Source organism: Pseudomonas sp. NPDC090752, assembly GCF_055584805.1.
This window is the reverse complement of sequence record NZ_JBVJLI010000022.1, coordinates 46,784-69,816: the sequence shown is the minus strand read 5'-3', so window position 1 is coordinate 69,816 and position 23,033 is coordinate 46,784. Positions and strand designations below refer to the sequence as shown.

20 protein-coding genes are annotated in these 23,033 nt (G+C 62.9%); 14 read left to right on the top strand and 6 right to left on the bottom strand.

Features of this window, described 5'->3' with window-relative positions; translation table 11 throughout:
- The first annotated feature begins 100 nt into the window (after positions 1–100).
- Together ACZ6YA_RS23290 and ACZ6YA_RS23285 are read left to right on the top strand one after the other, a co-directional pair.
- Positions 101–1,663, top strand: coding sequence for a bifunctional aminoglycoside phosphotransferase/ATP-binding protein (locus tag ACZ6YA_RS23290; RefSeq protein WP_465899815.1), 1,563 nt, complete (start codon positions 101–103; stop codon positions 1,661–1,663).
- 176 nt (positions 1,664–1,839) lie between these two features.
- On the top strand, positions 1,840–2,118 hold the full coding sequence (locus ACZ6YA_RS23285) for a TfoX/Sxy family protein (protein WP_400798416.1): 279 nt from the start codon (positions 1,840–1,842) through the stop codon (positions 2,116–2,118).
- 183 nt (positions 2,119–2,301) lie between these two features.
- Here the strand turns inward: ACZ6YA_RS23285 and ACZ6YA_RS23280 are convergent, their stop codons facing one another.
- From ACZ6YA_RS23280 to ACZ6YA_RS23265, 4 genes are read right to left on the bottom strand one after another with little or no spacing between them, the layout of a single operon-like run.
- Complete coding sequence (locus tag ACZ6YA_RS23280; protein ID WP_465899813.1) at positions 2,302–3,183, bottom strand: ChaN family lipoprotein; 882 nt, start codon at positions 3,181–3,183, stop codon at positions 2,302–2,304.
- 12 nt (positions 3,184–3,195) lie between these two features.
- Positions 3,196–3,963: a heme ABC transporter ATP-binding protein gene (locus tag ACZ6YA_RS23275; RefSeq protein ID WP_465899811.1), complete on the bottom strand. Its 768-nt coding sequence runs from the start codon at positions 3,961–3,963 to the stop codon at positions 3,196–3,198.
- Positions 3,963–4,946 (bottom strand): FecCD family ABC transporter permease, encoded by a 984-nt coding sequence (locus ACZ6YA_RS23270; protein WP_465899832.1) that lies wholly within the window; start codon positions 4,944–4,946, stop codon positions 3,963–3,965. The genes ACZ6YA_RS23275 and ACZ6YA_RS23270 overlap by 1 nt, the downstream gene beginning before the upstream one ends.
- Before the next feature lie 50 nt (positions 4,947–4,996).
- Positions 4,997–5,881 (bottom strand): heme/hemin ABC transporter substrate-binding protein, encoded by an 885-nt coding sequence (locus ACZ6YA_RS23265; RefSeq protein WP_465899809.1) that lies wholly within the window; start codon positions 5,879–5,881, stop codon positions 4,997–4,999.
- 149 nt (positions 5,882–6,030) lie between these two features.
- Between ACZ6YA_RS23265 and ACZ6YA_RS23260 the strand changes: the two genes are divergently transcribed.
- Entirely contained in the window at positions 6,031–6,348 is a 318-nt protein-coding gene (locus tag ACZ6YA_RS23260) for a Rieske (2Fe-2S) protein (protein ID WP_465899807.1), read from the top strand.
- Here the strand turns inward: ACZ6YA_RS23260 and sfsA are convergent.
- Positions 6,338–7,051 carry a DNA/RNA nuclease SfsA gene (gene sfsA, locus ACZ6YA_RS23255; protein ID WP_465899806.1) on the bottom strand — a complete coding sequence of 238 codons (714 nt, stop codon included), beginning with the start codon at positions 7,049–7,051 and terminating at the stop codon, positions 6,338–6,340. The two genes, ACZ6YA_RS23260 and sfsA, sit on opposite strands and share 11 nt — an antisense overlap.
- Complete coding sequence (locus tag ACZ6YA_RS23250) at positions 7,052–8,224, bottom strand: pyridoxal phosphate-dependent aminotransferase (protein ID WP_465899804.1); 1,173 nt, start codon at positions 8,222–8,224, stop codon at positions 7,052–7,054. It lies immediately after the preceding gene.
- 211 nt (positions 8,225–8,435) lie between these two features.
- On the opposite strand from ACZ6YA_RS23250, the gene dksA reads away from it, so the two are divergent.
- The 11 genes from dksA (at position 8,436) to acs (ending at position 22,995) form a co-directional block, all read left to right on the top strand.
- Positions 8,436–8,882 (top strand): RNA polymerase-binding protein DksA, encoded by a 447-nt coding sequence (dksA, locus tag ACZ6YA_RS23245; RefSeq protein ID WP_465899802.1) that lies wholly within the window; start codon positions 8,436–8,438, stop codon positions 8,880–8,882.
- Positions 8,883–8,946: 64 nt separating this feature from the next.
- Positions 8,947–9,834: a tRNA glutamyl-Q(34) synthetase GluQRS gene (gluQRS, locus tag ACZ6YA_RS23240; RefSeq protein WP_465899800.1), complete on the top strand. Its 888-nt coding sequence runs from the start codon at positions 8,947–8,949 to the stop codon at positions 9,832–9,834.
- 244 nt (positions 9,835–10,078) lie between these two features.
- Entirely contained in the window at positions 10,079–10,255 is a 177-nt protein-coding gene (locus ACZ6YA_RS23235; protein ID WP_003250005.1) for a hypothetical protein, read from the top strand.
- Positions 10,239–13,214, top strand: coding sequence for a sensor histidine kinase (locus tag ACZ6YA_RS23230; RefSeq protein ID WP_465899798.1), 2,976 nt, complete (start codon positions 10,239–10,241; stop codon positions 13,212–13,214). The genes ACZ6YA_RS23235 and ACZ6YA_RS23230 overlap by 17 nt, the downstream gene beginning before the upstream one ends.
- 4 nt (positions 13,215–13,218) lie before the next feature.
- On the top strand, positions 13,219–14,658 hold the full coding sequence (locus ACZ6YA_RS23225; protein ID WP_465899796.1) for a sigma-54-dependent transcriptional regulator: 1,440 nt from the start codon (positions 13,219–13,221) through the stop codon (positions 14,656–14,658).
- A gap of 696 nt (positions 14,659–15,354) precedes the next feature.
- Entirely contained in the window at positions 15,355–16,743 is a 1,389-nt protein-coding gene (locus ACZ6YA_RS23220; RefSeq protein ID WP_400798445.1) for a polynucleotide adenylyltransferase PcnB, read from the top strand.
- Positions 16,740–17,219 carry a 2-amino-4-hydroxy-6-hydroxymethyldihydropteridine diphosphokinase gene (gene folK / locus ACZ6YA_RS23215; protein WP_465899794.1) on the top strand — a complete coding sequence of 160 codons (480 nt, stop codon included), beginning with the start codon at positions 16,740–16,742 and terminating at the stop codon, positions 17,217–17,219. Before ACZ6YA_RS23220 ends, folK begins: the two co-directional genes overlap by 4 nt.
- A 246-nt stretch (positions 17,220–17,465) precedes the next feature.
- The gene (gene panB, locus ACZ6YA_RS23210; RefSeq protein ID WP_465899792.1) at positions 17,466–18,266 is read left to right on the top strand and encodes a 3-methyl-2-oxobutanoate hydroxymethyltransferase; all 801 of its coding nucleotides are present in this window, start codon (positions 17,466–17,468) and stop codon (positions 18,264–18,266) included.
- Complete coding sequence (gene panC / locus ACZ6YA_RS23205; protein ID WP_465899790.1) at positions 18,263–19,126, top strand: pantoate--beta-alanine ligase; 864 nt, start codon at positions 18,263–18,265, stop codon at positions 19,124–19,126. Before panB ends, panC begins: the two co-directional genes overlap by 4 nt.
- 143 nt (positions 19,127–19,269) lie before the next feature.
- The gene (pgi, locus tag ACZ6YA_RS23200; RefSeq protein ID WP_465899788.1) at positions 19,270–20,934 is read left to right on the top strand and encodes a glucose-6-phosphate isomerase; all 1,665 of its coding nucleotides are present in this window, start codon (positions 19,270–19,272) and stop codon (positions 20,932–20,934) included.
- A 126-nt stretch (positions 20,935–21,060) separates the two neighbouring features.
- Complete coding sequence (gene acs / locus ACZ6YA_RS23195; protein ID WP_465899786.1) at positions 21,061–22,995, top strand: acetate--CoA ligase; 1,935 nt, start codon at positions 21,061–21,063, stop codon at positions 22,993–22,995.
- The last annotated feature ends 38 nt before the right edge of the window (positions 22,996–23,033 follow it).

Genomic DNA, 23,033 nt, shown 5'->3' with positions numbered 1-23,033 from the left:
ACTTTGTAAAGGCTGGGCAGGCGCCCTCTGGCGGTAGGCAGGGGCGGCACCATTGACCATAATGTCGCCTTCGAATTCCCTGCCCCCGGAAGGATTTCCCGTGAGCCAAGCCTTGATCACAGCATTGCAGAACCCTGCCCTCTACCCTCACCCCGTGGACGGGTTCCAGCTCATCGAGACCCATATCTCCTGGGTTCTGCTCACCGGCGAATACGCCTACAAGATCAAGAAGCCGATGAATTTCGGCTTCCTCGACTTCACTGGCCTGGACCAGCGCCAGCATTTCTGTAGCGAAGAGTTACGCCTGAACCAACGCCTGACCGAAGGCCTGTACCTGGATGTTTTGCCTATCACCGGCAGCGCCGAGGCCCCACAAATTGGCGGTGAAGGCGTGGCGATCGAATACGCGCTGAAGATGCGCCAGTTCCCTCAGGGCCAGATGCTCAATACCCTGCAAGCCAATGGTGAACTGAACGCCAGCCACATCGATCAGTTGGCCAAGCAGATCGCCGAGTTCCACCTGCAGACTCCGGTAGTGCCTGCCGACCAACCGTTCGGCTCACCTGAAAGCGTCATGGCGCCGGTCGAGCAGAACTTCGAGCAGATTCGCCCATTCCTCAGCGATAAATCCGACCTGCAGCAGTTGGATAACCTACAGGCATGGGCGCGCAGCAGCTTCGAGCGCCTTGAAGGCCTGTTCGCTGCACGCAAGGCCAATGGTTTCATCCGCGAATGCCATGGCGACATTCATTTGGGCAATGCCACCGTGATCGATGGCCAGGTCGTGATCTTCGACTGCATCGAATTCAACGAACCGTTCCGCAAGACCGACGTCTGGGCCGACACTGGCTTCCTCGCCATGGACCTTGAAGACCGCGGCCTTAAGTGCCTGGCACGTCGCTTCGTCAGCCAGTACCTGGAGCTGACCGGCGACTACGAAGGCCTCGAAGTGCTCAATTTCTACAAGGCTTACCGTGCCTTGGTCCGCGCCAAGATCGCCCTGTTCAGCATGCCCGCCGATGCCGACGGCGTGCAGCGCGCCACCAGCCTGCGCACCTACCGCAACTACGCCAACCTGGCCGAAAGCTACAGCGCCATCCCGTCACGCCTGCTGGCTGTCACCCAGGGTGTCTCGGCCGTGGGCAAGAGCCATGTGGCCATGCGCCTGGTCGAAGCACTGGGCGCCGTGCGTGTGCGTTCGGACGTGGAGCGCAAGCGCCTGTTCGGTGAGCAGCAGCAAGCCCTGGCTGGCGAGTTGCAAGCCGGCATCTATGGCCAGGACGCCAACGCCGCCACCTACCAGCGCCTGCATCAACTGGCCGCGATCATTTTGCGCGCTGGTTTCCCGGTAGTGCTCGATGCCACCTACCTCAAGCGCGAACAGCGCAAGGCCGCGGCTCAGGTCGCCAGCGAAACCGGTGTGCCGTTCCTGATCCTCGACTGCCAGGCCCCAGAAGCGGTGATTGCCAGCTGGCTGGAGCAGCGTCAGGCAGAAAATACCGACCCGTCCGACGCCACCCTGGAAGTGGTCAAGGCGCAGCAGGCCGGCCGTGAGCCGCTCGATGAGATTGAGCTGCAGCAGAGCACGCGTGTCGATACCCAGGACGCCGGTAGCATGGACAAAGTAATCGATCAGATCCGTCAACGCCTGCCAGGCCTATAAGCCCAACTTGAATTCGGGGCGGCGCTCGGCCGCTCCGAACCCACTCCCCCCGCAAACAGGGCATCTCGTCGCCCCCGATGGCAAAAGGCCGCGCATTTCCCAACCCCCGCTACACTCCTTTCTGACCTGCTCGCGATTTAACTCCAAGACCCGTTCAGCCATCGCAAGGAGGCTCGATGAACGATGAATTGCAGCATCTGAAGAATCTTGGCAAGACCTCCGCGCAGTGGTTGCATGCGGCCGGTATTCACAGTGCGTCGGATTTGCGTCGGCTCGGCGCGGTGGGTGCCTATCAGGCCGTGAAAACGCGAGGATTCCGGGCGTCGAAGGTGTTGCTCTACGCCATTGAGGGCGCGCTTTTGGACATGCACTGGAACGATTTGCCGGCCGAGCGCAAAGAAGCGCTCAATCAACAACTCGACGCGAAATGCCCAGCGCAAAAAAATATGAAATAAATCTACCAAGGGGATTGACGTTGAAATGAGAATCGTTATGATTATCACAACTGGTCGCGAGACTGGTTGGATAACCTGAAAGCCCCTGGTTCGGACTCTCAGATTATCTCCTCATCAGGCTAATCACGGTTATTGACCCGGCATTTTTGCCGGGTCTTTTTTTGCCTGAAATTCGGTAGCGAGTTATTTGCGCAACTGCGCGCAGTAATCCTGCTCCGGTGTCGCTGGCGTGTACCACACGTAGTCGGCCATACCCGCCTCTACCTGCTCACCCACCTCGGCCAGTAACAAAACCTTACTCTGCCCTTTCGCGCCCAAGTCAGCCAGATGCAATGGCACGCCCAAGTCCTTGCGTGCGTGGTACGCGCCGGTAAACAGCAACGCCGGCCGAGGCGCTGCCAACAACCGCTCGGCGATACGCCGATCACGCTGTTGCTGCACAGCCAGCATGGCTGGAAGTTGGCTTTCCGGAAGCAAATTACAATGACCAGCCCGCACCTGCTCAAGCAGTGCCGCCTTCACCGCCGGTGCATCGGATTGCGCCCCCGACAAGGGCGTCGGCTGCCGATAGGCCTGGCGCATTTCGCTCAACGACAGGTTGGCCGCCAGCAGCGGAGTGTGGCTACCCAATGCTTCGCGCACGATTGGCCCATACAGCTGCCAGTCCCAGCCCTCCTGCCACGCCAGCGCCTTGGGCAGATCTTCCGGCAGCTGGGCCTGGGCTTGGAGCGCGTCGACCTGGGGTTGCTGCTCAGGTTGCAGCATCTCCAGCAGCAGGCTCCCCTGAGGGCGCTCGGCCTGCAAGGCTCGCATCAACCAGAGTTGCAGGGCGTGATGGTCGGGATTGTCATGTTTTTCACCCACCAGCACGCGCGGTACGCTGGCCAATTGCCGGACCAACTGTTCGGGGCTGATGACATTGCCGCTGGCCAGATCGTGGATTTGCCCCAGCTGGGTGCTGTCGCGCCCCTCGCTGCTCTGCCAGGCCGGCAACGGCGGCAAGCTGGCCTGACAGCCAGCCAATGCCAGGCACAACACAAGACCAGACAGCAATGGAGCGCGCATCGACAATGCCTCCTAACGCGTGATAATCAGCGGATGGCCCCGCTCCGGGTGAGCCTGAACCAGCACTTCAATGCCGAAAACCGCCTTCAAAGCGGCAGGCGTGAGCACCTGCTGAGGTGAGGCCAGGGCATGGCAGCGACCCTGTTCGAGCAACAGGATACGATCACAGTAGCGCGCCGCCAGGTTGAGGTCATGCAAGATCACCAACACCGCCGCACCGCGATCGGCAAAGCTGCGCACGGCCTGCAGCGTGGTGTGCTGGTGCAGCGGGTCGAGCATCGAGGTCGGCTCGTCGAGCAGCAGCGTCGTGCCCTCCTCGCCCGGCCATAGCTGGGCCAACACGCGCGCCAGGTGTACCCGTTGCCGCTCACCGCCTGACAGCGCCAGGTAACTACGCCCCTGCAGGTGCCAGGCATCCGCCGCACGCAAGGCCTGCTCGACGATCTCGCTGTCACGCACCTGGCCACTGTCGTGTGGCATGCGCCCCATGCCCACCACTTCCTCGACCCGGAACGAAAAGCCCAGGCTGGATATCTGCGGCAACACCGCCAGACGCCTGGCCCGCGCTTGTCCAGCCCAGTCGGCCAACGGCCGGCCCTGCAGCGTCACCCGTCCCTGGCCAGGCGCCAGCTCGCCACATAGGACGCCGAGCAAGCTGCTCTTGCCCGCTCCATTGGGGCCTAGCACGCCCATGACCTGGCCCGGGTGCAACTGCAGGTGGATGTCATGCAGCACTTCATTGCTCCCGCGCCGCAGGTGCAGGCCCTCGACTTGCAACATCAACTGCGCCCTCGAATCAGCAAAACCAGAAAGAACGGCGCACCAATGAAGGCCGTGACGATGCCGATCGGCAACTCGGCAGGCGCCAGCGCCAACCGCGCCACCAGGTCGGCGAGCAGCATCAGTACGCCGCCGGCCAACAGCGATGCGGGCAACACCACTCGGTGATCAGGCCCGGCGAGCAAGCGCACCAGGTGCGGCACCACCAGGCCGATGAAGCCGATCAACCCCGCCGCCGCCACCGCTGCCCCCACACCTAACGCCGTGCAGAACACCAGTTCGCGCTTGAGCCGCTCCACCTCGATACCCAGGTGCCGCGCCTCCGACTCACCCAGCAGCAAGGCATTCAGTGCTCGCGCACGGCGCGGCAACCACAACGCTACCCCTGTGGCGATGATCAGCAACGGCCACAACCGGTCGTAGCTGGCACCGTTGAGGCTGCCCAGGTTCCAGAAGGTCAGTGTGCGCAAGGTAGCGTCATCGGCCAGATAGGAAAACAGGCCCACCGCAGCGCCGCCCAGTGCAGTCATCGCCACACCGGCCAGCAACATCGTGGCGACATTGGTCTGCCCGTCGCGCCGCCCCAGGCGATAGACCAGCGCGGTCACCCCCAGCCCACCAACGAAGGCGCACAGCGACAGCAGGTAAGGCGCAAACGCCTCAGGCATCCCGCCAAACCAACTGCCGCCAACGATGGCCACCGCCGCGCCCATCGCCGCCCCAGCGGACACACCGACCAGGCCCGGATCGGCCAACGGGTTGCGGAACAGCCCCTGCATGGCCACGCCGGACAGGGCCAGCACCGCGCCAACCGCCAACCCCAGCAACGTGCGCGGCAAGCGAATCTGGCCCAGGATCATTTCGGCTTGCTGCAAGTCATCACTGGCAATGGGCAGCCCCAACAGCCGCAGCCCAGCGCGCAAAGTATCGAACAGCGGCAGGCTGACAGGCCCAAGGGCCAATGAAAGCCATACCGCCAACAGGCACAACAAACTCAGACAGATGATCAGTGAACGTGGCTGGATACGCTGCTTCATTGCGTGAGGCTTACCTTGGCCGCCGGGTAGAACGCTGCCGCCAGGTCCTGCAGGGCGAGCGGCAAGCGTGGGCCCAGGCCACCGACCAACAGGGTCGGGTCAAGCGATACCAGGCGCTTGTCGCGTACCGCACGGGAAGCGGTCAGGGCCGGGTTTTCCTTGAGCAATGCCTGCAGGGCCTGGTCACCGACCAGGGCGCGGTCGGAGAACACCACCACATCCGGATCCAGTGCCGCCAGCGCCTCATTGGAGAAGTTCTTGTAGCCCTGGTGCTCGGCCAGGTTGCGCGCCCCAGCTTGACGCAACAGCCAGTCACCCGCCGTGCCCTGCCCGGCAATCAGCGGCTTGGCCCCCGCATGGCCGACCAGCAGTAGAACGCCGGGGGCCTTGTGGCTGGCCTGAGCCTGCTTGACCTGAACCTGCAGTGCATCGAGCTGCTGATGATAAGCGACTGCCAGTTGTGCGGCCTTTTGCTCGCTACCCAGCAGCGCACCCAGCTGTTTGAGGTTGGTATCGACGGCAGCCAGTTCAGCCTTGCTGGAGAACAGCTCGACCCGAACCCCGGCTTTACGGATCTGCGCCAGCACCGGTGGCGGGCCCATTTCTTCAGTGCCCACCAGTACATCAGGACGCAGGCTGAGAATGCCTTCGGCCGACAATTGCCGTTGATAGCCGATGCTCGGCAGGGCCTTCAACGACTCGGGATGCTGGCTGGTAGTGTCGACCCCCACCAGGCGTGTTTCACCACCCAGTGCGCTGATCCACTCGCTCAAGGCGCCGCCGGCGCTGACCCAACGTTGCGGCAGGTCGGCGGCCAGGGCCTGGGTGGAAGCAGCGAGGGTTACGCACAATGCGAGCAAGGCAGCAGGACGACGCATCATCGGATTCCTTCTGAAGGCAGGCCGCACGCCTTGTGGCGAGCGGCGGAACTGCGCACCATAGACGGCCGGGCGCAGCGAATGCGGGCAATTTGATAATTATTCGCATTGAGGCGTCAAGCCATCACTGTGTTTCACGAGTCGTCCCTGCAATGCATTTCCTTTGTACTTCCGCAGCACTGACCGAGGGCCAAAGCCGCGCCTTCAGCGTAGCCGGCCTCGAATTGTTCGGCGTGCGCCGCCAGGGCCTGGTGCACCTGTACCGTAACCGCTGCCCGCACCGGGGCATACCCTTGAACTGTCAGGCGGACGCGTTCCTCGACGACAGTGCCAGCCTGATCCACTGTGCGCATCACGGCGCGCTGTTCTTGATCGAGAGTGGCGAATGCGTGGCCGGCCCCTGCGAGGGGGACGCGTTGCAGGCCCTGGAGTGCCTGGAAGACAGCCAGGGCATCTGGCTCAAGGGTTGAGCAGCACCGGTAGCGGACGGTCGATGACGATGTGCTCGGCATCCAGGCGCGCGCCATAGGCCAGCACTTCTACCCCTTCCGCTACTGCAGCACGCAGCGCCTGGGCATAGCCCGCATCGATCTCTTCGGCCGGTCGCACCGCTTCGATGCCAGTGAGGTTCACGCAGTAGAGTTGCACTGCGCGGATCCCTTGTCGGGCCAGCGTCGCCAGTTCCCGCAGGTGCTTGGCTCCGCGCTGGGTCACCGCATCCGGGAAAGCCGCCACCGTGGTGTCCGGATAACCCAGGGTGACGCTTTTTACCTCGACATAGGCAGGCCCGTCGGCGAACTCCAGGCGAAAATCGATGCGGCTGCCTTCCTCACCGTACGCCACCTCACGCTTGAGCGCTGTAAAGCCCGCCAACTCTCGAATAACCCCGGCGCGCAGCGCCTCTTCGACCAGCGCATTGGCCCGCCCGGTATTGATACACGCCAGGCGCCCCTGGGGCGTCTCACTGATTTCCCAGGTGCCCGGCAGCTTGCGCTTGGGGTCGTTGGACCGGCTGAACCAGACCTGCCCGCCCTCGCGCATGCAGTTGAGCATGGAACCGGTGTTGGGGCAGTGAATGGTCAGTTGCTCACCGTTGGCCAGTTCGATATCTGCCAGGAAGCGTTTGTAGCGGCGCAGCAGGCGCCCCTGTTCGAGTAAAGGAAAGAACATCATTTACCCTTGCCAGGTCCGCAGGCCGCGGGCAATGCGTTGTACCGCCTCTTCCAGCCGCGGCAGGCTCTGGGTGTAGGCAAAACGGACATGATGGCCGGCCAGGTGGCGACCGAAGTCCAGGCCCGGAGTGAAGGCCAGGTGCTCGGTTTCCAGGAAGTGCCGGCAGAAGGCGAAGGCATCACCGCCAAAGGCGCTGATGTCGGCATATAGATAGAACGCGCCCTGGGGTTCCACGGCAATGCGGAAGCCCAACTCACGCAATGCGGGTAGCAGGTAATCACGGCGACGGGCGAATTCGGCGCGGCGTGCTTCGAAAATCGCCAGGGTTTCAGGCTCGAAGCAGGCCAGCGCAGCATGCTGAGCCATGCTCGGTGCGCTGATATAGAGGTTCTGCGCCAACTTCTCCAGGTCAGCCACCGCGTCAGGCGGGGCGACCAGCCAGCCAAGGCGCCAACCTGTCATGCCGAAATACTTGGAAAAACTATTCAGAACAAACGCCGAATCGTCCACTTCCAGGACGCTCGGTGCATCCATGCCGTAGGTCAGCCCGTGGTAGATCTCATCCACCACCAGGTGGCCATTGTGTGCGCGGGTCGCCTTGGAAAGGCTGGCCAGCTCGTCGCGATCGAGCACCGTGCCGGTCGGGTTGGCCGGCGAAGCGACCAACGCACCGACAGTATCCTGGTCCCAATAACGGTCGACCAGATCGGCAGTCAGTTGGTAGTTCACCTCAGGGCCCACCGGGACCAGTTGCGCACCGCCCTCCACCAGGCGCAGGAAGTGGCGGTTGCACGGGTAACCTGGGTCCGCCAGCAGCCAGTGCTTGCCCGGGTCGACCAGCAGGCTGCTGGCCAGCAATAGCGCGCCAGAGCCGCCGGGAGTGATCAGGATGCGTTCCGGGTCGACCGCCACGCCATAGCGCTGGTCGTAGAAGCCCGCGATCGCCTCGCGCAGCGCCGGCAGGCCGCGCGCGGCGGTGTAACGGGTATGCCCGGCAGCCAGTGCGGCCTGGCCGGCCTCGACGATCGGCGCAGCGGTGGTGAAGTCCGGCTCGCCGATTTCCAGGTGGATCACATCGTGTCCGGCCGCCTGCAGCTCGTTGGCCCGCGCCAGCAACGCCATGACGTGGAAGGGTTCGATGGCGCGGCTACGCGCACTGTAGGACTGAGCCATGGGCCTTCTCTCAATTGGGTCTAAACTGGTGATTCTACCGCTGCAACCGACCGAACGTGTGGCCAGGGCCGCTGTCAATACGGAGGATTGGACGGGCTAGCGCACCCCCGATCTATCTGGTAAGTTCGGCGGCTCGCAGTCGCAGGGCCGGCGGTCGCCGGAGATGGAGCATCCTGCGCATTGGATCAGATGAGTGAGAGGCGGTCTATTCATGTCCACCGTAGAAAAGCAAAAAACCAATCAGACCATGTACGGTGTAGAGCCCTATAAAGAGAGCAAGGGCGAAGAGTACATGGGTGAACCCATGCGCAAGCATTTCATCAAGCTTCTGGGCGCCTGGAAGCTTGAGCTGATGACGAGCGTGGACCAGACCGTGACGCACATGAAGGACGAAGCGGCCAACTTCCCTGACCCGGCCGACCGCGCCAGCCAGGAAGAGGAATTCGCCCTGGAGCTGCGCAACCGCGATCGCGAGCGCAAGCTGATCAAGAAGATTGACAAGACCCTGCAGAAGATCCAGGACGAAGAATACGGCTGGTGCGACTCCTGTGGCATCGAAATCGGCCTGCGTCGCCTTGAAGCCCGTCCGACTGCGGACTTGTGCTTCGACTGCAAGGAAATCGCGGAGAAAAAGGAAAAGACCGTCGGCAAAGGCTGAGTCTTTCTCCCATTCGAACGGGGCGCATCTTGCGCCCCGTTTCATTTTCAGATGCCCCAGACCCATGAACGACTCCCGCTACATCGGACGCTTCGCCCCCACCCCCAGCGGTTTTCTGCACTTCGGCTCGCTGGTTGCCGCCCTCGCCTCCTGGCTCGACGCCCGCGCGGTCAATGGCCGTTGGCTGCTGCGCCTGGAAGACACCGACCCGCCCCGGGAAATGCCCGGTGCACGCGACGCGATCCTGCAGACCCTGGAGCGCTACGGGCTGGAATGGGATGGCGAGGTGGTGTTCCAGAGCCAGCGCCATGACGCCTACGGCGCGGTAGTAGACCGCCTGTTCAGCATGGGCCTGGCCTACGCCTGCACCTGTTCACGCAAACAGCTGGAGGACTACAACGGCATCTATCCGGGTTTTTGCCGAAACGCCGGGCATGCCCGTGAAGGTGCGGCAATCCGCCTGCGAGTGCCGGAACTGATCTACCGCTTCAGCGATCGAGTTCAAGGTGCATTCGAACAGCACCTGGGCCGCGAAGTGGGCGATTTCGTTATTCAGCGCCGTGATGGGCTTTATGCCTACCAATTGGCGGTGGTACTGGACGATGCCTGGCAAGGTGTCACTGATGTCGTGCGCGGCGCCGACCTGCTCGATAACACGCCACGCCAGTTGTACCTGCAGGAGCTGCTGGGCTTCTCCCAGCCACGTTACCTGCACATACCGCTGATCGTTCAGCCGGATGGGCACAAGCTGGGCAAGTCGTACCGTTCGCCGCCGCTTGAGGCCGATCAGGCAACGCCGTTGCTGTTGCGGGCCTTGCGGGCGTTGGGGCAAGAAACCGACCCTCAGTTGTTGACGGCAACGCCGGCTGAGGTCCTTGCAGTAGCGCGGCAGCACTGGCGGCCAGAGGCGATTGCGCGGCGGATAACGGTGCCAGAGGCCGATTTGCACTGAGGGTTTTCCGGCCTCTTCGCGGGCAAGCCCGCTCCCACAAGTGCTCCACTGCATTCATACCCGTGAGGGATCTGTGGGAGCGGGCTTGCCCGCGAAGAGGCCGGCACAGGCAACACACCTCTCAAAAACAAAAGCCCAATATTTTCAAACTCTTGGCTAACCTCATCGATTCCCGCTAGCATCGCCCCAGCCATTTGCGCCAATAATAAGTCCAAGCCCGCAGCGCCCAACCATCGAGGCCAGCATGTACATCTATCGTTTGGTCCTGCTTCTGGTCGTGGGGATCTACCTGTTCTCCCCGGCCATCATGGACTGGTGGATCGAACCGACCGGAGCCTGGTACCGCCCCTACCTGCTCTGGCTGATCCTGATCGTCGTCACCTTCATCCTGCAGAGCCAACGAGATGCCGATGAGCTTTAGCCTGACCCAGATGATCCTGATCAGCGCCGGGTACCTGATGGTGCTGTTCGGCGTGGCCTGGATCAGCGAGCGTGGGCTGATCCCCCGCTCGATCATTCGCCACCCACTGACCTACACCCTGTCGCTCGGCGTCTATGCCAGCGCCTGGGCCTTCTATGGCTCGGTGGGCCTGGCCTATCAATATGGGTACGGCTTCCTTGCCTGTTACCTGGGCGTGTCGGGGGCCTTCCTGCTGGCGCCGGTGCTGCTCTACCCGATCCTCAAGATCACCCGTACCTACCAGCTGTCGTCGCTGGCCGACCTGTTGGCCTTCCGCTTTCGCAGCACCTGGGCCGGCGCGCTGACCACCATCATCATGCTGATCGGTGTGCTGCCCCTGCTGGCCCTGCAGATTCAAGCGGTGGCCGACTCGATCAGCATTCTGACCGGCGAGCCGGTCAAGGCCCGGGTGGCGTTCGCCTTCTGCGCACTGATTATCCTGTTCACCATCTTCTTCGGCTCACGCCACATCGCCACGCGCGAGAAGCATGAGGGCCTGGTGTTCGCCATCGCCTTCGAGTCGGTGATCAAGCTGCTGGCCCTGGGCGGTATCGGGCTTTACGCCCTGTATGGCGTGTTCGGCGGCCCGCATGAGCTGGAAGTGTGGCTACTGCAGAACCAGACCGCCCTGGCGGCGCTGCACACGCCGCTGCAGGAAGGCCCCTGGCGCACCCTGCTGCTGGTGTTCTTCGCCTCGGCCATCGTCATGCCGCACATGTACCACATGGCCTTCACCGAAAACCTCAACCCGCGCTCGCTGGTCAGCGCCAGCTGGGGCCTGCCACTGTTCCTGCTGCTGATGAGCCTGGCCGTGCCCCTGGTGCTGTGGGCCGGGCTGCGCCTGGGCGCCAGCACCAACCCCGAGTACTTCACCCTGGGGCTGGGTATCGCCGCCAACAACAAGGCGTTGGCGCTGCTGGCGTACGTTGGCGGCCTGGCGTCTGCCAGCGGGCTGATCATTGTCACCACCTTGGCGCTGTCGGGCATGGCGCTCAACCACCTGGTGCTGCCGCTGTACCAGCCGCCGGCCGAGGGCAACATCTACCGCTGGCTGAAGTGGACCCGCCGCGCGCTGATCGTCGCCATCATTACCGCCGGCTTCATGTTCTACCTGACCCAGAACAACCACCAGAGCCTGGCCAACCTGGGTATCGTCGCCTTCGTCGCCACCTTGCAGTTCCTGCCCGGCGTGCTGTCGGTGCTGTACTGGCCGACCGCCAACCGTCGCGGCTTCATCGCTGGCCTGCTGGCCGGCACGCTGGTGTGGATGATGACCATGCTGCTGCCGCTGCTGGGCAACCTGCAGGGCTTCTATATCCCGCTGCTGGACATGATCTATGTGCTCGACGACACCAGTTGGCACATGGCGGCGATTGCCTCGCTGGCAGCCAACGTGCTGTTGTTCACACTGATTTCCCTGTTCACCAACGCCAGCAGCGAAGAAGTCAGCGCCGCCGAAGCGTGCGCAGTGGACAACGTGCGCCGCCCGCAGCGCCGCGAGCTGCACGCCGCCTCGCCGCAGGAATTTGCCACGCAACTGGCCAAGCCGCTGGGCGCCAAGGCTGCACAGAAGGAAGTCGAACAGGCGCTGCGCGACCTCTACCTGCCGTTCGACGAGCGTCGCCCGTATGCCCTGCGCCGCCTGCGCGACCGCATCGAGGCCAACCTTTCGGGCCTGATGGGGCCGAGCGTGGCCCAGGACATGGTCGAAACTTTCCTGCCCTACAAGTCCGGTAACGAAAACTACGTCACCGAAGACATCCACTTCATCGAAAGCCGCCTGGAAGACTACCACTCGCGCCTCACCGGCCTCGCCGCCGAACTCGATGCCCTGCGCCGCTACCATCGCCAGACCCTGCAGGAATTGCCCATGGGCGTCTGCTCCCTGGCCAAGGACCAGGAAATCCTGATGTGGAACAAGGCCATGGAAGAGCTGACCGGAATCGCTGCCAAACACGTGGTCGGTTCGCGCCTGATGACTATCGGTGAACCGTGGCGCGGCCTGCTGCAGGGCTTCATCGACGTGCCCGATGAGCATCTGCACAAGCAGCGCCTGGCACTGGATGGCCAGCCGCGCTGGCTGAACCTGCACAAGGCGGCCATTGACGAGCCGTTGGCACCCGGTAACAGCGGCCTGGTACTGCTGGTAGAAGACCTCACCGAAACCCAGGCTCTGGAAGACAAGCTGGTGCATTCCGAGCGCCTGGCCAGCATTGGCCGCCTGGCCGCCGGCGTGGCCCACGAAATCGGCAACCCGATCACCGGCATCGCCTGCCTGGCGCAGAACCTGCGCGAAGAACGCGAAGGCGATGGCGAGATCACCGAGCTATCGAGCCAGATCCTCGAACAGACCAAGCGGGTGTCGCGCATTGTCCAGTCATTGATGAGCTTCGCCCACGCCGGCGGCAGCCACCAGAACAGCGAAGAGCCGGTGTGCCTGGCCGAAGTGGCGCAGGACGCCATCGGTCTTCTGGCATTGAACCGGCGCAATTTCGAAGTACAGTTCTTCAACCTCTGCGACCCGGACCACTGGGCCGAGGGCGACCCGCAGCGCCTGGCCCAGGTGCTGATCAACCTGCTCTCCAACGCCCGCGACGCATCAAAGCCCGGCAGCGCCGTGCGTGTGCGCAGCGAGGCGAACGAGCACACCGTCGACCTGATCGTCGAAGACGAGGGCAGCGGGATACCGAAAAACATCATGGACCGCCTGTTCGAACCTTTCTTCACCACCAAGGACCCGGGCGAAGGAACCGGACTGGGGCTCGCTCTGGTCTATTCCATCGTGGAAGAGCATTATGGGCAAATCACCATCGACAGCCCGGCCGATATCGAACGGCAACGTGGCACACGGATCCGCGTGACCCTGCCCCGGCATGTCGTAGCGACGTCCCCTGAAATTCGAGACCGTCGAGAGAATTGAATCAATGCCGCATATTCTGATCGTCGAAGACGAAACCATCATCCGTTCGGCCTTGCGTCGCCTGCTTGAGCGCAACCAGTACCAGGTCAGCGAAGCCGGCTCGGTCCAGGAAGCCCAGGAACGCTTCAGCATTGCCACCTTCGACCTGATTGTCAGCGACCTGCGCCTGCCCGGCGCGCCTGGCACCGAGTTGATCAAGCTTGGCCAAGGCACCCCGGTGCTGATCATGACCAGTTACGCCAGCCTGCGCTCGGCGGTCGACTCGATGAAAATGGGCGCGGTGGATTACATCGCCAAGCCGTTCGACCACGACGAGATGCTCCAGGCCGTGGCACGGATCCTGCGCGACCGGCAGAACGCACCAGCGCCAGCACCCGTTGCCGAGGCTCGCAGCAATGGCAAGGCGGCGCCCGCCGAAAAAGCCAGCCCGGCTTCGGCCAATGGTGAAATCGGCATCATCGGTTCGTGCCCACCGATGCAGGATATGTACAGCAAGATCCGCAAGGTCGCGCCTACCGATTCCAACGTGTTGATCCAGGGTGAGTCGGGCACCGGCAAAGAACTGGTTGCTCGCGCCCTGCACAACCTGTCGCGGCGCGCCAAAGCGCCGATGATCTCGGTGAACTGCGCGGCCATTCCTGAAACCTTGATCGAGTCGGAGCTGTTCGGCCACGAAAAAGGCGCGTTCACTGGCGCCAGTGCCGGCCGTGCCGGCCTGGTGGAAGCGGCTGACGGCGGCACGCTGTTCCTCGACGAAATCGGCGAGCTGCCGCTTGAAGCCCAAGCCCGGTTGCTGCGGGTGCTGCAGGAAGGCGAAATCCGCCGGGTCGGTTCGGTACAGTCGCAAAAGGTCGATGTACGCCTGATCGCCGCGACCCACCGCGACCTGAAGAACTTGGCCAAGGCCGGGCAATTCCGCGAAGACCTCTATTACCGCCTGCATGTGATCGCCTTGAAGTTACCTGCCCTGCGTGAGCGTGGCAGCGACGTCAACGAGATCGCCAGTGCCTTTCTTGCCCGCCAGAGCGCCCGCATCGGTCGTGACGACCTGCACTTCTCCGCGGAAGCGGAACAGGCCATCCGTCACTACAGCTGGCCGGGTAACGTGCGGGAACTGGAGAACGCCGTGGAGCGCGCGGTAATTCTCAGCGAGAGCGCGGAAATTTCCGCCGATTTGCTGGGCATCGATATTGAACTGGGCGACCTGGACGACGATGACCTGCTCGACAATGCCCTGGTCGTGGCCAGCGCCAACAGCGCCAGCCATGAGCCGACCGAAGACCTGTCGCTGGAGGATTATTTCCAGCACTTCGTGCTCGAGCACCAGGATCACATGACCGAGACCGAGCTGGCGCGCAAGCTCGGTGTCAGCCGCAAGTGCCTGTGGGAACGCCGTCAGCGCCTGGGCATTCCACGGCGCAAGAGCAACGCTACCAGCGAATAAGCTACTGGGGCCGTCAAGGCCCCAGGTAACACATCAGTTCCCGCAGAAATCTGTTACCCACGCCGCCCAGGCGTAACAGTTGCCGAGGCATACGGTAACGAAATTTCTACATTTTCGACTGCGCCGCCACGACTGATTCTCCGCAACCCCCTGATTTTGCTGGGTTTCGCAAAGTTGGCACGCCATCTGCTATATGCTTAGTACAAGAACAATAACAAGCACTGCAACTCAGAATAAGAACAAGACGAAACGGCTCACGCACAATAAAAACAAGACGGCGGAGGCGCAGCTAACTGATTCTTTTGGAGAGGATGCGTGTTTGGGGCTTGCCCCACGACCAGGCAGAGAACAACAAAAACTGCACTAAAAAGCAGCGCCTGAACTGGTTGGATCGAAAGGTCAACGTGACATCAGCGGCCAAAGCAATCCGTTTGCTCTTTACCCCTGGATTGGGGGTCGTCCACAAGCTATGAGATTTGTGGGCAGGGCACTCAACAAAAACAAAAAGCCCGGCAAAAAAACAATAAGAGCACGCAACGACTTCTTGGGGAGCTTAGGCTCCCCTTGTCGTTTCTCCCTTCCGGCAGGCTATCCTGCTACCGCCTACACCATTCCCCGAGTAAATGCTAGAATCCCCGCCCATCATGCGGCCATTCTCCTATTCTTGGCCGAACATTCCTTCACACAGTGCATCCCATGCTGAAGAAGCTGTTCCAGTCTTTCCGCCCTCCCGTAGCGGGCCAGCACCACAAGCGCACCACGCCTGAGGTGATCAACAAGAGCCAACATTCGCTGCAGCGCCACCAGTTCAGCCGCCATGCGGTGAATATTGTCGAGCGCCTGCAAAGCGCGGGCTACCAGGCCTACCTGGTCGGTGGCTGTGTCCGCGACCTGATGCTGGGCATCACGCCCAAGGACTTCGACGTCGCCACCAGCGCCACGCCCGAACAGGTGCGTGCGGAGTTTCGCAATGCGCGCATCATTGGCCGCCGCTTCAAGCTGGTCCACGTGCATTTCGGCCGTGAGATCATCGAAGTCGCGACCTTCCGCGCCCCCCACTCGGATGACGATCAGGGCGACAGCCACCGCTCGTCGCACAATGCCAGCGGCCGCATCCTGCGGGACAACGTATACGGCACCCTGGAAGAAGACGCGCAACGCCGCGACTTCACCATCAATGCCCTTTACTACGACCCGGTCAGCGAACGCATCCTCGATTACGCCAATGGCGTACACGATATCCGTAACCGCCTGCTGCGCCTGATCGGCGACCCGACTCATCGCTATCAGGAAGACCCGGTGCGCATGCTGCGTGCGGTGCGTTTCGCCGCCAAGCTCGACTTCGGCATCGAAAAGCACACCTTCCAGCCGATCCGTGGCCTGGCCCCGCTGCTGCGCGAAATCCCGCCAGCGCGCCTGTTCGAGGAATGCCTCAAGCTGTTCCTCAGCGGCCAGGGCGCCATCGCCTTCGAGATGCTGGTCGACCTGGAGCTGTTCGAGCCGCTGTTCCCCGCCAGTGCACATGCCCTGGAAGAACGCCCGACCTACACCCATACCTTGATCAGCCAGGCGCTGAGCAACACCGACCTGCGCGTCAAGCAAGGCAAGCCAGTGACCCCGGCCTTCCTCTTCGCCGCGCTGCTCTGGCCAGCCCTGCCAAGCCGCGTACTGCACCTGCAGAATCAAGGCGTGCCGCCGATCCCGGCCATGAATGGCGCGGCCCACGACCTGATCGCCGAACAGTGCGCGCGCATCGCCATTCCGAAGCGCTTCACCCTGCCGATCCGCGAGATCTGGGACATGCAGGAGCGCCTGCCGCGCCGCAGCGGCAAACGCGCCGACATGCTGCTCGACAACCCGCGCTTCCGTGCCGGCTACGACTTCCTGCTGCTGCGCGAGAGCGCGGGCGAAGAGACCGACGACCTCGGCCAGTGGTGGACCGACTACCAGGACGCCAACGACAGCCAGCGCCGCGAGATGATCCGCGAGCTGGGCAGCCGTGATGAAGGGACCGGTGCCGGCCCGCGCAAACGCAAGCGCAGCCCCAACAAGCGCAAACGCAGCGGTGACGAGGCGTTCGAGTGACCACCCGCGCCTATATCGGCCTGGGCAGCAACCTCGACGCACCCGCCGAGCAGCTGAGCAGCGCCCTGCAGGCGCTGGGCCAGGTCGACGGCACGCGCCTGGCCGCAGCGTCGGCGCTGTACACCAGTGACTCCCTGTTGCCGGGCCAACCGCGTTACACCAACGCGGTCGCCGCCCTGGACACTTCGCTCGCCCCCCTGGCCCTGCTCGACGCTCTGCAAGCCATCGAGAATGGCCAGGGCCGCGTGCGCAAGGAGCGCTGGGGCCCGCGCACGCTCGACCTGGATATCCTGCTGTTCGGCGACCAGGTCATCGACGTGCCGCGCCTGCAAGTACCGCATTACCACATGCACGCCCGCGCTTTCGTGCTGTACCCGCTGGCCGAGCTGGTGGCAGACGACTTCCAGCTGGCCGATGGTCGCGCCCTCGCCGAACTGCTCGCAGCCTGCCCGTTCGTCGGCCTGGAACGCCTGTAATACGGGCGTTCCGCTTCAAGGTAACGCCAGTAACACCCTGTTAGTAACAATGCGGTAACAGGTGATTGACTTCCCCCCCCTCGCTCACGACTATAGGCGTCCCGTGTGGCACCGTGCCGCACACCCGTATTTAGGCCGGACGGACCTGTGCCCGAACATCACGCGCGATGATGTGCCGCTCCGGAAGATGACTACACGCGTTGTTTGCAGTCGTTTTTCACAGCGCCTGAACGAGGATATCTCTACATGCCTGAAGTAACCCTGACCACCCTTCACGGCCTCAAGGCCAAGGGTGAAAAGATCACCATGCTGACCTGCTACGACGCGACCTTCGCCAAGGCCGCCAGCCAGGCCGGTGTCGACGTGTTGCTGGTGGGCGACTCGCTGGGCATGGTCCTGCAGGGCCATGACAGCACCCTGCCCGTCACCACGGCGGAAATGGCCTACCACACGGCCTGCGTCAAGCGCGGCAACGAAGGTGCGCTGATCCTCGCCGACCTGCCGTTCATGGCCCACGCCACACCCGAGCAGGCGTTTGCCAACTGCGCCACGCTGATGCAGGCCGGCGCTCACATGATCAAGCTCGAAGGCGCCGCCTGGCTGGCCGAGACCATCCGCCTGCTGGCCGAACGCGGCGTGCCGGTGTGCGCGCACATGGGCTTGACCCCGCAGACCGTCAACGTGCTCGGCGGCTATAAAGTGCAGGGGCGCCAGGAGGCACAGGCGCGGCAGATGCGCGCCGACGCCATTGCGCTGGAGCAAGCCGGCGCGGCCATGCTGCTGCTGGAATGTGTGCCCAGCGAACTGGCGGCCGAAATTACCCAGGCCGTGAGCATTCCGGTAATTGGCATTGGCGCAGGAAGCGCTACCGACGGCCAAGTGCTGGTGCTGCATGACATGCTCGGGCTGTCATTGAGCGGGCGAGTCCCTAAGTTCGTGAAGAACTTCATGGCTGGCCAACCTGACATCCAGGGCGCGCTTGTTGCCTACGTCCAGGCAGTCAAGGACGTCACTTTCCCAGCGAGTGAACACGGATTCAGCGCATGAACACAGTCAGTACCGTCCGTGAACTGCGTGCAGCCGTTGCACGCGCCCGTGGCGAAGGCAAGCGTATCGGCTTCGTGCCGACCATGGGCAACCTGCACAGCGGCCACGCCGCGCTGGTGACCAACGCGGCCCAGCGGGCCGACTTCGTCGTTGCCAGCATCTTCGTCAACCCGCTGCAGTTCGGTGCCAACGAAGATCTCGACAAGTACCCACGCACCCTCGCCGCCGACCAGGAGCGACTGCTTCAGGCAGGCTGCAACCTGCTGTTCGCACCGACTGTCGAGGAAATGTACCCGGACGGCATGGCCGTGCAGACTCGCGTCAGCGTACCCAACCTTTCCGAAGGCCTGTGTGGCGCCAGCCGCCCAGGGCATTTCGAGGGTGTCGCCACCGTGGTCAGCAAGCTGTTCAACATGGTGCAGCCGGATCTCGCGGTCTTTGGCGAAAAGGACTACCAGCAACTGGCGGTGATTCGCGCCATGGTGCGTGACCTCAACATGCCGATCCAGATCATTGGCGAGCCCACCGTGCGCGCTGAAGATGGCCTGGCGCTGTCGTCGCGCAACGGTTACCTCAGCACCGAACAACGTGCCACCGCGCCTGTTGTCTATCGTACGCTGAAGCAGATTGGCGAAGCGCTTGCCCGAGGGCAGGTGGACTTCTCGGCGTTGGTCGAGGACGCAAAGGCAAAACTGATAGCGGCTGGCCTGCGCCCGGACTATCTGGAGATTCGCCATGCCGTAAGCCTGCGCCCAGCTACGTTCGGTGACCGAGACCTGGTGATCCTCGCTGCCGCCTACCTCGGCAACACCCGCCTGATCGACAACCTGTACCTGCATCTGGACGAAAAGACCGCGTAAGCGTTGGGGGGCTGTTTTGCGGCCCCCAAAATCCCTGCCCGCCCCATTCCCAGCCGCAAACCATTGCCTATAATGATGGCCAGCCTGAACCCGGCAATCGCTGCCCTGTCCAAGCACCACCACGCATTAAGGAACTCTGCGCAATGGCGTATTACCGTACACCCCACGATGTGACGGCCCTGCCGGCTTGGCAGGCCCTTCAGCAGCACCGCGACGCCATGCAAAGTTTCAGCATGCGCGAAGCCTTCGCCGCCGACGCCAAGCGCTTCGATCAGTTTTCGCTGAGCAGCTGTGGCCTGTTCCTCGACTATTCGAAAAACCTGATCAACGAAGAAACCCGCGACCTGCTGGTGAACCTGGCCGAACAAGTCGGCCTGCAGGACGCGATCAAGTCGATGTTCAGCGGTGAGATCATCAACGGCTCGGAAGGCCGCCCAGTCCTGCACACGGCCCTGCGCCGTCCGGTAGGCGACAAGCTGAGCGTCAACGGCGTCAACGTGATGCCAGAAGTGCACAAGGTGCTCAACCAGATCACCGAGCTGGTCGGGCGCATCCACGACGGACTGTGGCGCGGTTACAGCGAAAAGCCGATCACCGACGTAGTCAACATCGGCATCGGTGGCTCGTTCCTCGGCCCCGAGCTGGTTTCCGAAGCCCTGCTGCCTTACGCCCAGCGCGGCGTGCGTTGCCACTACCTGGCGAACATCGATGGAAGCGAATTCCATGAGCTTTCGGCCAGCCTGCGCGCCGAAACCACCCTGTTCATCGTCTCGTCGAAGTCGTTCAATACCCTCGAAACGCTGAAGAACGCCATGGCCGCACGTACCTGGTACCTGGCCCAGGGCGGTTCTGAAGCCGAGCTCTATCGCCACTTCATCGCCGTTTCCAGCAACAAGGCTGCCGCCGTGGCATTCGGCATCCGTGAAGAGAACATCTTCCCGATGTGGGACTGGGTAGGCGGGCGCTACTCGCTGTGGTCGGCGATCGGCCTGCCGATCGCCCTGGCCATCGGCACCGCCAACTTCAAGGAGCTGTTGTCGGGCGCCTACACCATGGACCAGCACTTCCAGACCGCACCGTTCGACAAGAACATGCCGGTGCTGCTGGCCTTGCTGGGCGTCTGGTATGGCAACTTCTGGGGCGCACGCAGCCACGCGATCCTGCCGTACGACCATTACCTGCGCAACATCACCAAGCATTTGCAGCAGCTGGACATGGAGTCCAACGGCAAGAGCGTGCTGACCGACGGCACGCCGGTGAAGACCGATACCGGCCCGGTGATCTGGGGTGGCGTAGGCTGCAACGGCCAGCATGCCTACCACCAGTTGCTGCACCAGGGCACCCAGCTGATCCCGGCGGACTTCATCGTCCCGGTAGTAAGCTTCAACCCGGTCGCCGACCATCACCAGTGGCTGTACGCCAACTGCCTGTCGCAGAGCCAGGCACTGATGCTCGGCAAGACCCGCGAAGAAGCCGAGGCTGAATTGCGCCAGAAGGGCTTGAACGAAGCGGACATCGAAAAGCTCGCGCCGCATAAGGTGATCCCAGGCAACCGCCCGAGCAACACCCTGGTGGTCGAGCGCATCAGCCCACGTCGCCTCGGCGCACTGGTGGCGATGTACGAGCACAAGGTCTTCGTGCAGAGCGTCGTCTGGGGTATCAACGCCTTCGACCAGTGGGGCGTGGAGCTGGGCAAGGAGCTGGGCAAAGGCGTTTACCAGCGTATCGTCGGCAGCCTGGAAGACAGCGCCGAAGATGGCTCGACCCAGGGCCTGATCAACTACTTCCGCGGCCGTCATCGCGGTTGACCGGCTGCCCCCATCGCCAGCATGCCGGCGATGGGGGCAGTACAGTTTGAACACGCCCTCCAGCTACACTGTCCATCGAATAGCCGCTGCAGTCCCTCGCCCCTCACAAGAGCAGGACCACCCGCCATGTTCGATATCAAGCAGTACCCACAGGCTCTGGCCGTCAGCCAGTCCGCCGCCCTCTCAGCCGATGATTATCAGCGCCTCTACCGCCAGTCGGTCGACGCCCCCGACACTTTCTGGGCCGAACAGGCCAAGCGCCTTGACTGGATCAAACCCTGGTCCAGCGTTCAACAATGCGACCTAAACACCGGCGCGGCGCGCTGGTTCGACGGAGCCCAACTCAACGTCAGCTACAACTGCATCGACCGCCACCTGGCCCAACGGAGCGAGCAAACCGCCCTGCTATGGGAAGGCGATGACCCGAAAGACTCCAAGGCCATCACCTATCGCGAGCTGCACCGCCAGGTTTGTCGCCTGGCCAACGCCCTGAAAGCGCGAGGGGTAAAAAAAGGCGACCGGGTGTGCATCTACATGCCAATGATCCCTGAAGCCGCCTACGCCATGCTTGCCTGCACACGCATTGGCGCCATTCACTCGGTGGTGTTCGGCGGCTTCTCCCCAGATGCCTTGCGCGACCGCATCCTGGACGCCGACTGCCGCACCGTGATCACCGCCGATGAAGGCGTGCGCGGCGGCAAGCGCATCCCGCTCAAGCAGAACGTCGACAAGGCGCTGGCCAGCTGCCCGCAGGTCAGCAGTGTGTTCGTGGTACGCCGCACCGGTGGCGATGTGGCCTGGAGCGAGGGCCGTGACCTCTGGTACGAGCAAGCCACCTACCAAGTCGCTGAAGACTGCCCGCCTGAACCGATGGAGGCCGAAGACCCGCTGTTCATCCTCTATACCTCCGGCAGCACCGGCAAGCCCAAAGGCGTGCTGCACACCACTGCAGGCTATCTGCTGCAGGCCGCCATGACCTTCAAGGTGGTATTCGATTACCGCGACGGCGAGGTGTTCTGGTGCACCGCCGACGTCGGCTGGGTCACTGGCCACAGCTATATCGTCTACGGCCCCCTGGCCAATGGTGCCGTTTCGCTGATGTTCGAGGGCGTGCCCAATTACCCGGACACCTCGCGCTTCTGGCAAGTGGTGGACAAGCACCAGGTGAACATCTTCTACACCGCCCCCACCGCGCTGCGGGCTTTAATGCGCGAGGGTTCAGGACCGCTGCAGAGCACCTCACGCAAAAGCCTGCGCCTGCTCGGCAGCGTCGGTGAACCCATCAACCCGGAAGCCTGGGAATGGTACTTCGAGGAAGTCGGGCAAAAACATTGCCCCATCGTCGATACCTGGTGGCAGACCGAAACCGGCGGCATCATGCTCACCCCGCTGCCCGGCACACAGAAGCTCAAGCCCGGCTGCGCGACCCAACCCATGTTTGGCGTGCAACCGGTGTTACTGGATGAAAAAGGCAAGCTGATCGAAGGCCCTGGCGCCGGCCTGCTGGCGATCAAGGCGAGTTGGCCAGGGCAGATCCGCAGCGTCTACGGCGACCACCAACGCATGGTCGACACCTACTTCAAACCCATGCCCGGCTACTACTTCACCGGCGACGGCGCCCGTCGCGATGCCGATGGTGACTACTGGATCACCGGGCGCATCGATGATGTGATCAACGTGTCCGGTCACCGCATCGGCACCGCCGAAGTGGAAAGCGCGCTGGTGCTGCACGACAGCGTCGCCGAGGCTGCCGTGGTTGGCTACCCCCATGACCTCAAGGGCCAGGGGGTGTACGCCTTCGTCACCACCATGAACGGCGTAACCCCGGACGATGCGCTCAAGACCGAATTGTTGGCACTGGTCAGCAAGGAGATCGGCAGCTTCGCCAAGCCCGAGCTGATCCAGTGGGCGCCCGCCTTGCCCAAGACCCGCTCGGGCAAGATCATGCGGCGTATACTGCGCAAGATCGCCTGCAACGAGCTCGACAACCTGGGCGATACCTCGACCCTGGCCGACCCGAGCGTGGTGCAGGGCTTGATCGACAAACGCCTCAATCAATAGCCGGCGGCCTGCGTGGTCGCCCTGAACTGCAGGTCGCC

What these genes read in the sequence shown, in the direction of transcription:
- ACZ6YA_RS23285 (WP_400798416.1), top strand. Translation starts at nt 1,840, where the DNA reads ATGAACGATGAATTGCAGCATCTGAAGAATCTTGGCAAGACCTCCGCG.
- ACZ6YA_RS23280 (WP_465899813.1), bottom strand. Translation starts at nt 3,183, where the DNA reads ATGCGCGCTCCATTGCTGTCTGGTCTTGTGTTGTGCCTGGCATTGGCT.
- ACZ6YA_RS23275 (WP_465899811.1), bottom strand. Translation starts at nt 3,963, where the DNA reads ATGTTGCAAGTCGAGGGCCTGCACCTGCGGCGCGGGAGCAATGAAGTG.
- ACZ6YA_RS23265 (WP_465899809.1), bottom strand. Translation starts at nt 5,881, where the DNA reads ATGATGCGTCGTCCTGCTGCCTTGCTCGCATTGTGCGTAACCCTCGCT.
- ACZ6YA_RS23260 (WP_465899807.1), top strand. Translation starts at nt 6,031, where the DNA reads ATGCATTTCCTTTGTACTTCCGCAGCACTGACCGAGGGCCAAAGCCGC.
- sfsA (WP_465899806.1), bottom strand. Translation starts at nt 7,051, where the DNA reads ATGATGTTCTTTCCTTTACTCGAACAGGGGCGCCTGCTGCGCCGCTAC.
- ACZ6YA_RS23250 (WP_465899804.1), bottom strand. Translation starts at nt 8,224, where the DNA reads ATGGCTCAGTCCTACAGTGCGCGTAGCCGCGCCATCGAACCCTTCCAC.
- dksA (WP_465899802.1), top strand. Translation starts at nt 8,436, where the DNA reads ATGTCCACCGTAGAAAAGCAAAAAACCAATCAGACCATGTACGGTGTA.
- gluQRS (WP_465899800.1), top strand. Translation starts at nt 8,947, where the DNA reads ATGAACGACTCCCGCTACATCGGACGCTTCGCCCCCACCCCCAGCGGT.
- ACZ6YA_RS23235 (WP_003250005.1), top strand. Translation starts at nt 10,079, where the DNA reads ATGTACATCTATCGTTTGGTCCTGCTTCTGGTCGTGGGGATCTACCTG.
- ACZ6YA_RS23230 (WP_465899798.1), top strand. Translation starts at nt 10,239, where the DNA reads ATGCCGATGAGCTTTAGCCTGACCCAGATGATCCTGATCAGCGCCGGG.
- ACZ6YA_RS23225 (WP_465899796.1), top strand. Translation starts at nt 13,219, where the DNA reads ATGCCGCATATTCTGATCGTCGAAGACGAAACCATCATCCGTTCGGCC.
- ACZ6YA_RS23220 (WP_400798445.1), top strand. Translation starts at nt 15,355, where the DNA reads ATGCTGAAGAAGCTGTTCCAGTCTTTCCGCCCTCCCGTAGCGGGCCAG.
- panB (WP_465899792.1), top strand. Translation starts at nt 17,466, where the DNA reads ATGCCTGAAGTAACCCTGACCACCCTTCACGGCCTCAAGGCCAAGGGT.
- panC (WP_465899790.1), top strand. Translation starts at nt 18,263, where the DNA reads ATGAACACAGTCAGTACCGTCCGTGAACTGCGTGCAGCCGTTGCACGC.
- pgi (WP_465899788.1), top strand. Translation starts at nt 19,270, where the DNA reads ATGGCGTATTACCGTACACCCCACGATGTGACGGCCCTGCCGGCTTGG.
- acs (WP_465899786.1), top strand. Translation starts at nt 21,061, where the DNA reads ATGTTCGATATCAAGCAGTACCCACAGGCTCTGGCCGTCAGCCAGTCC.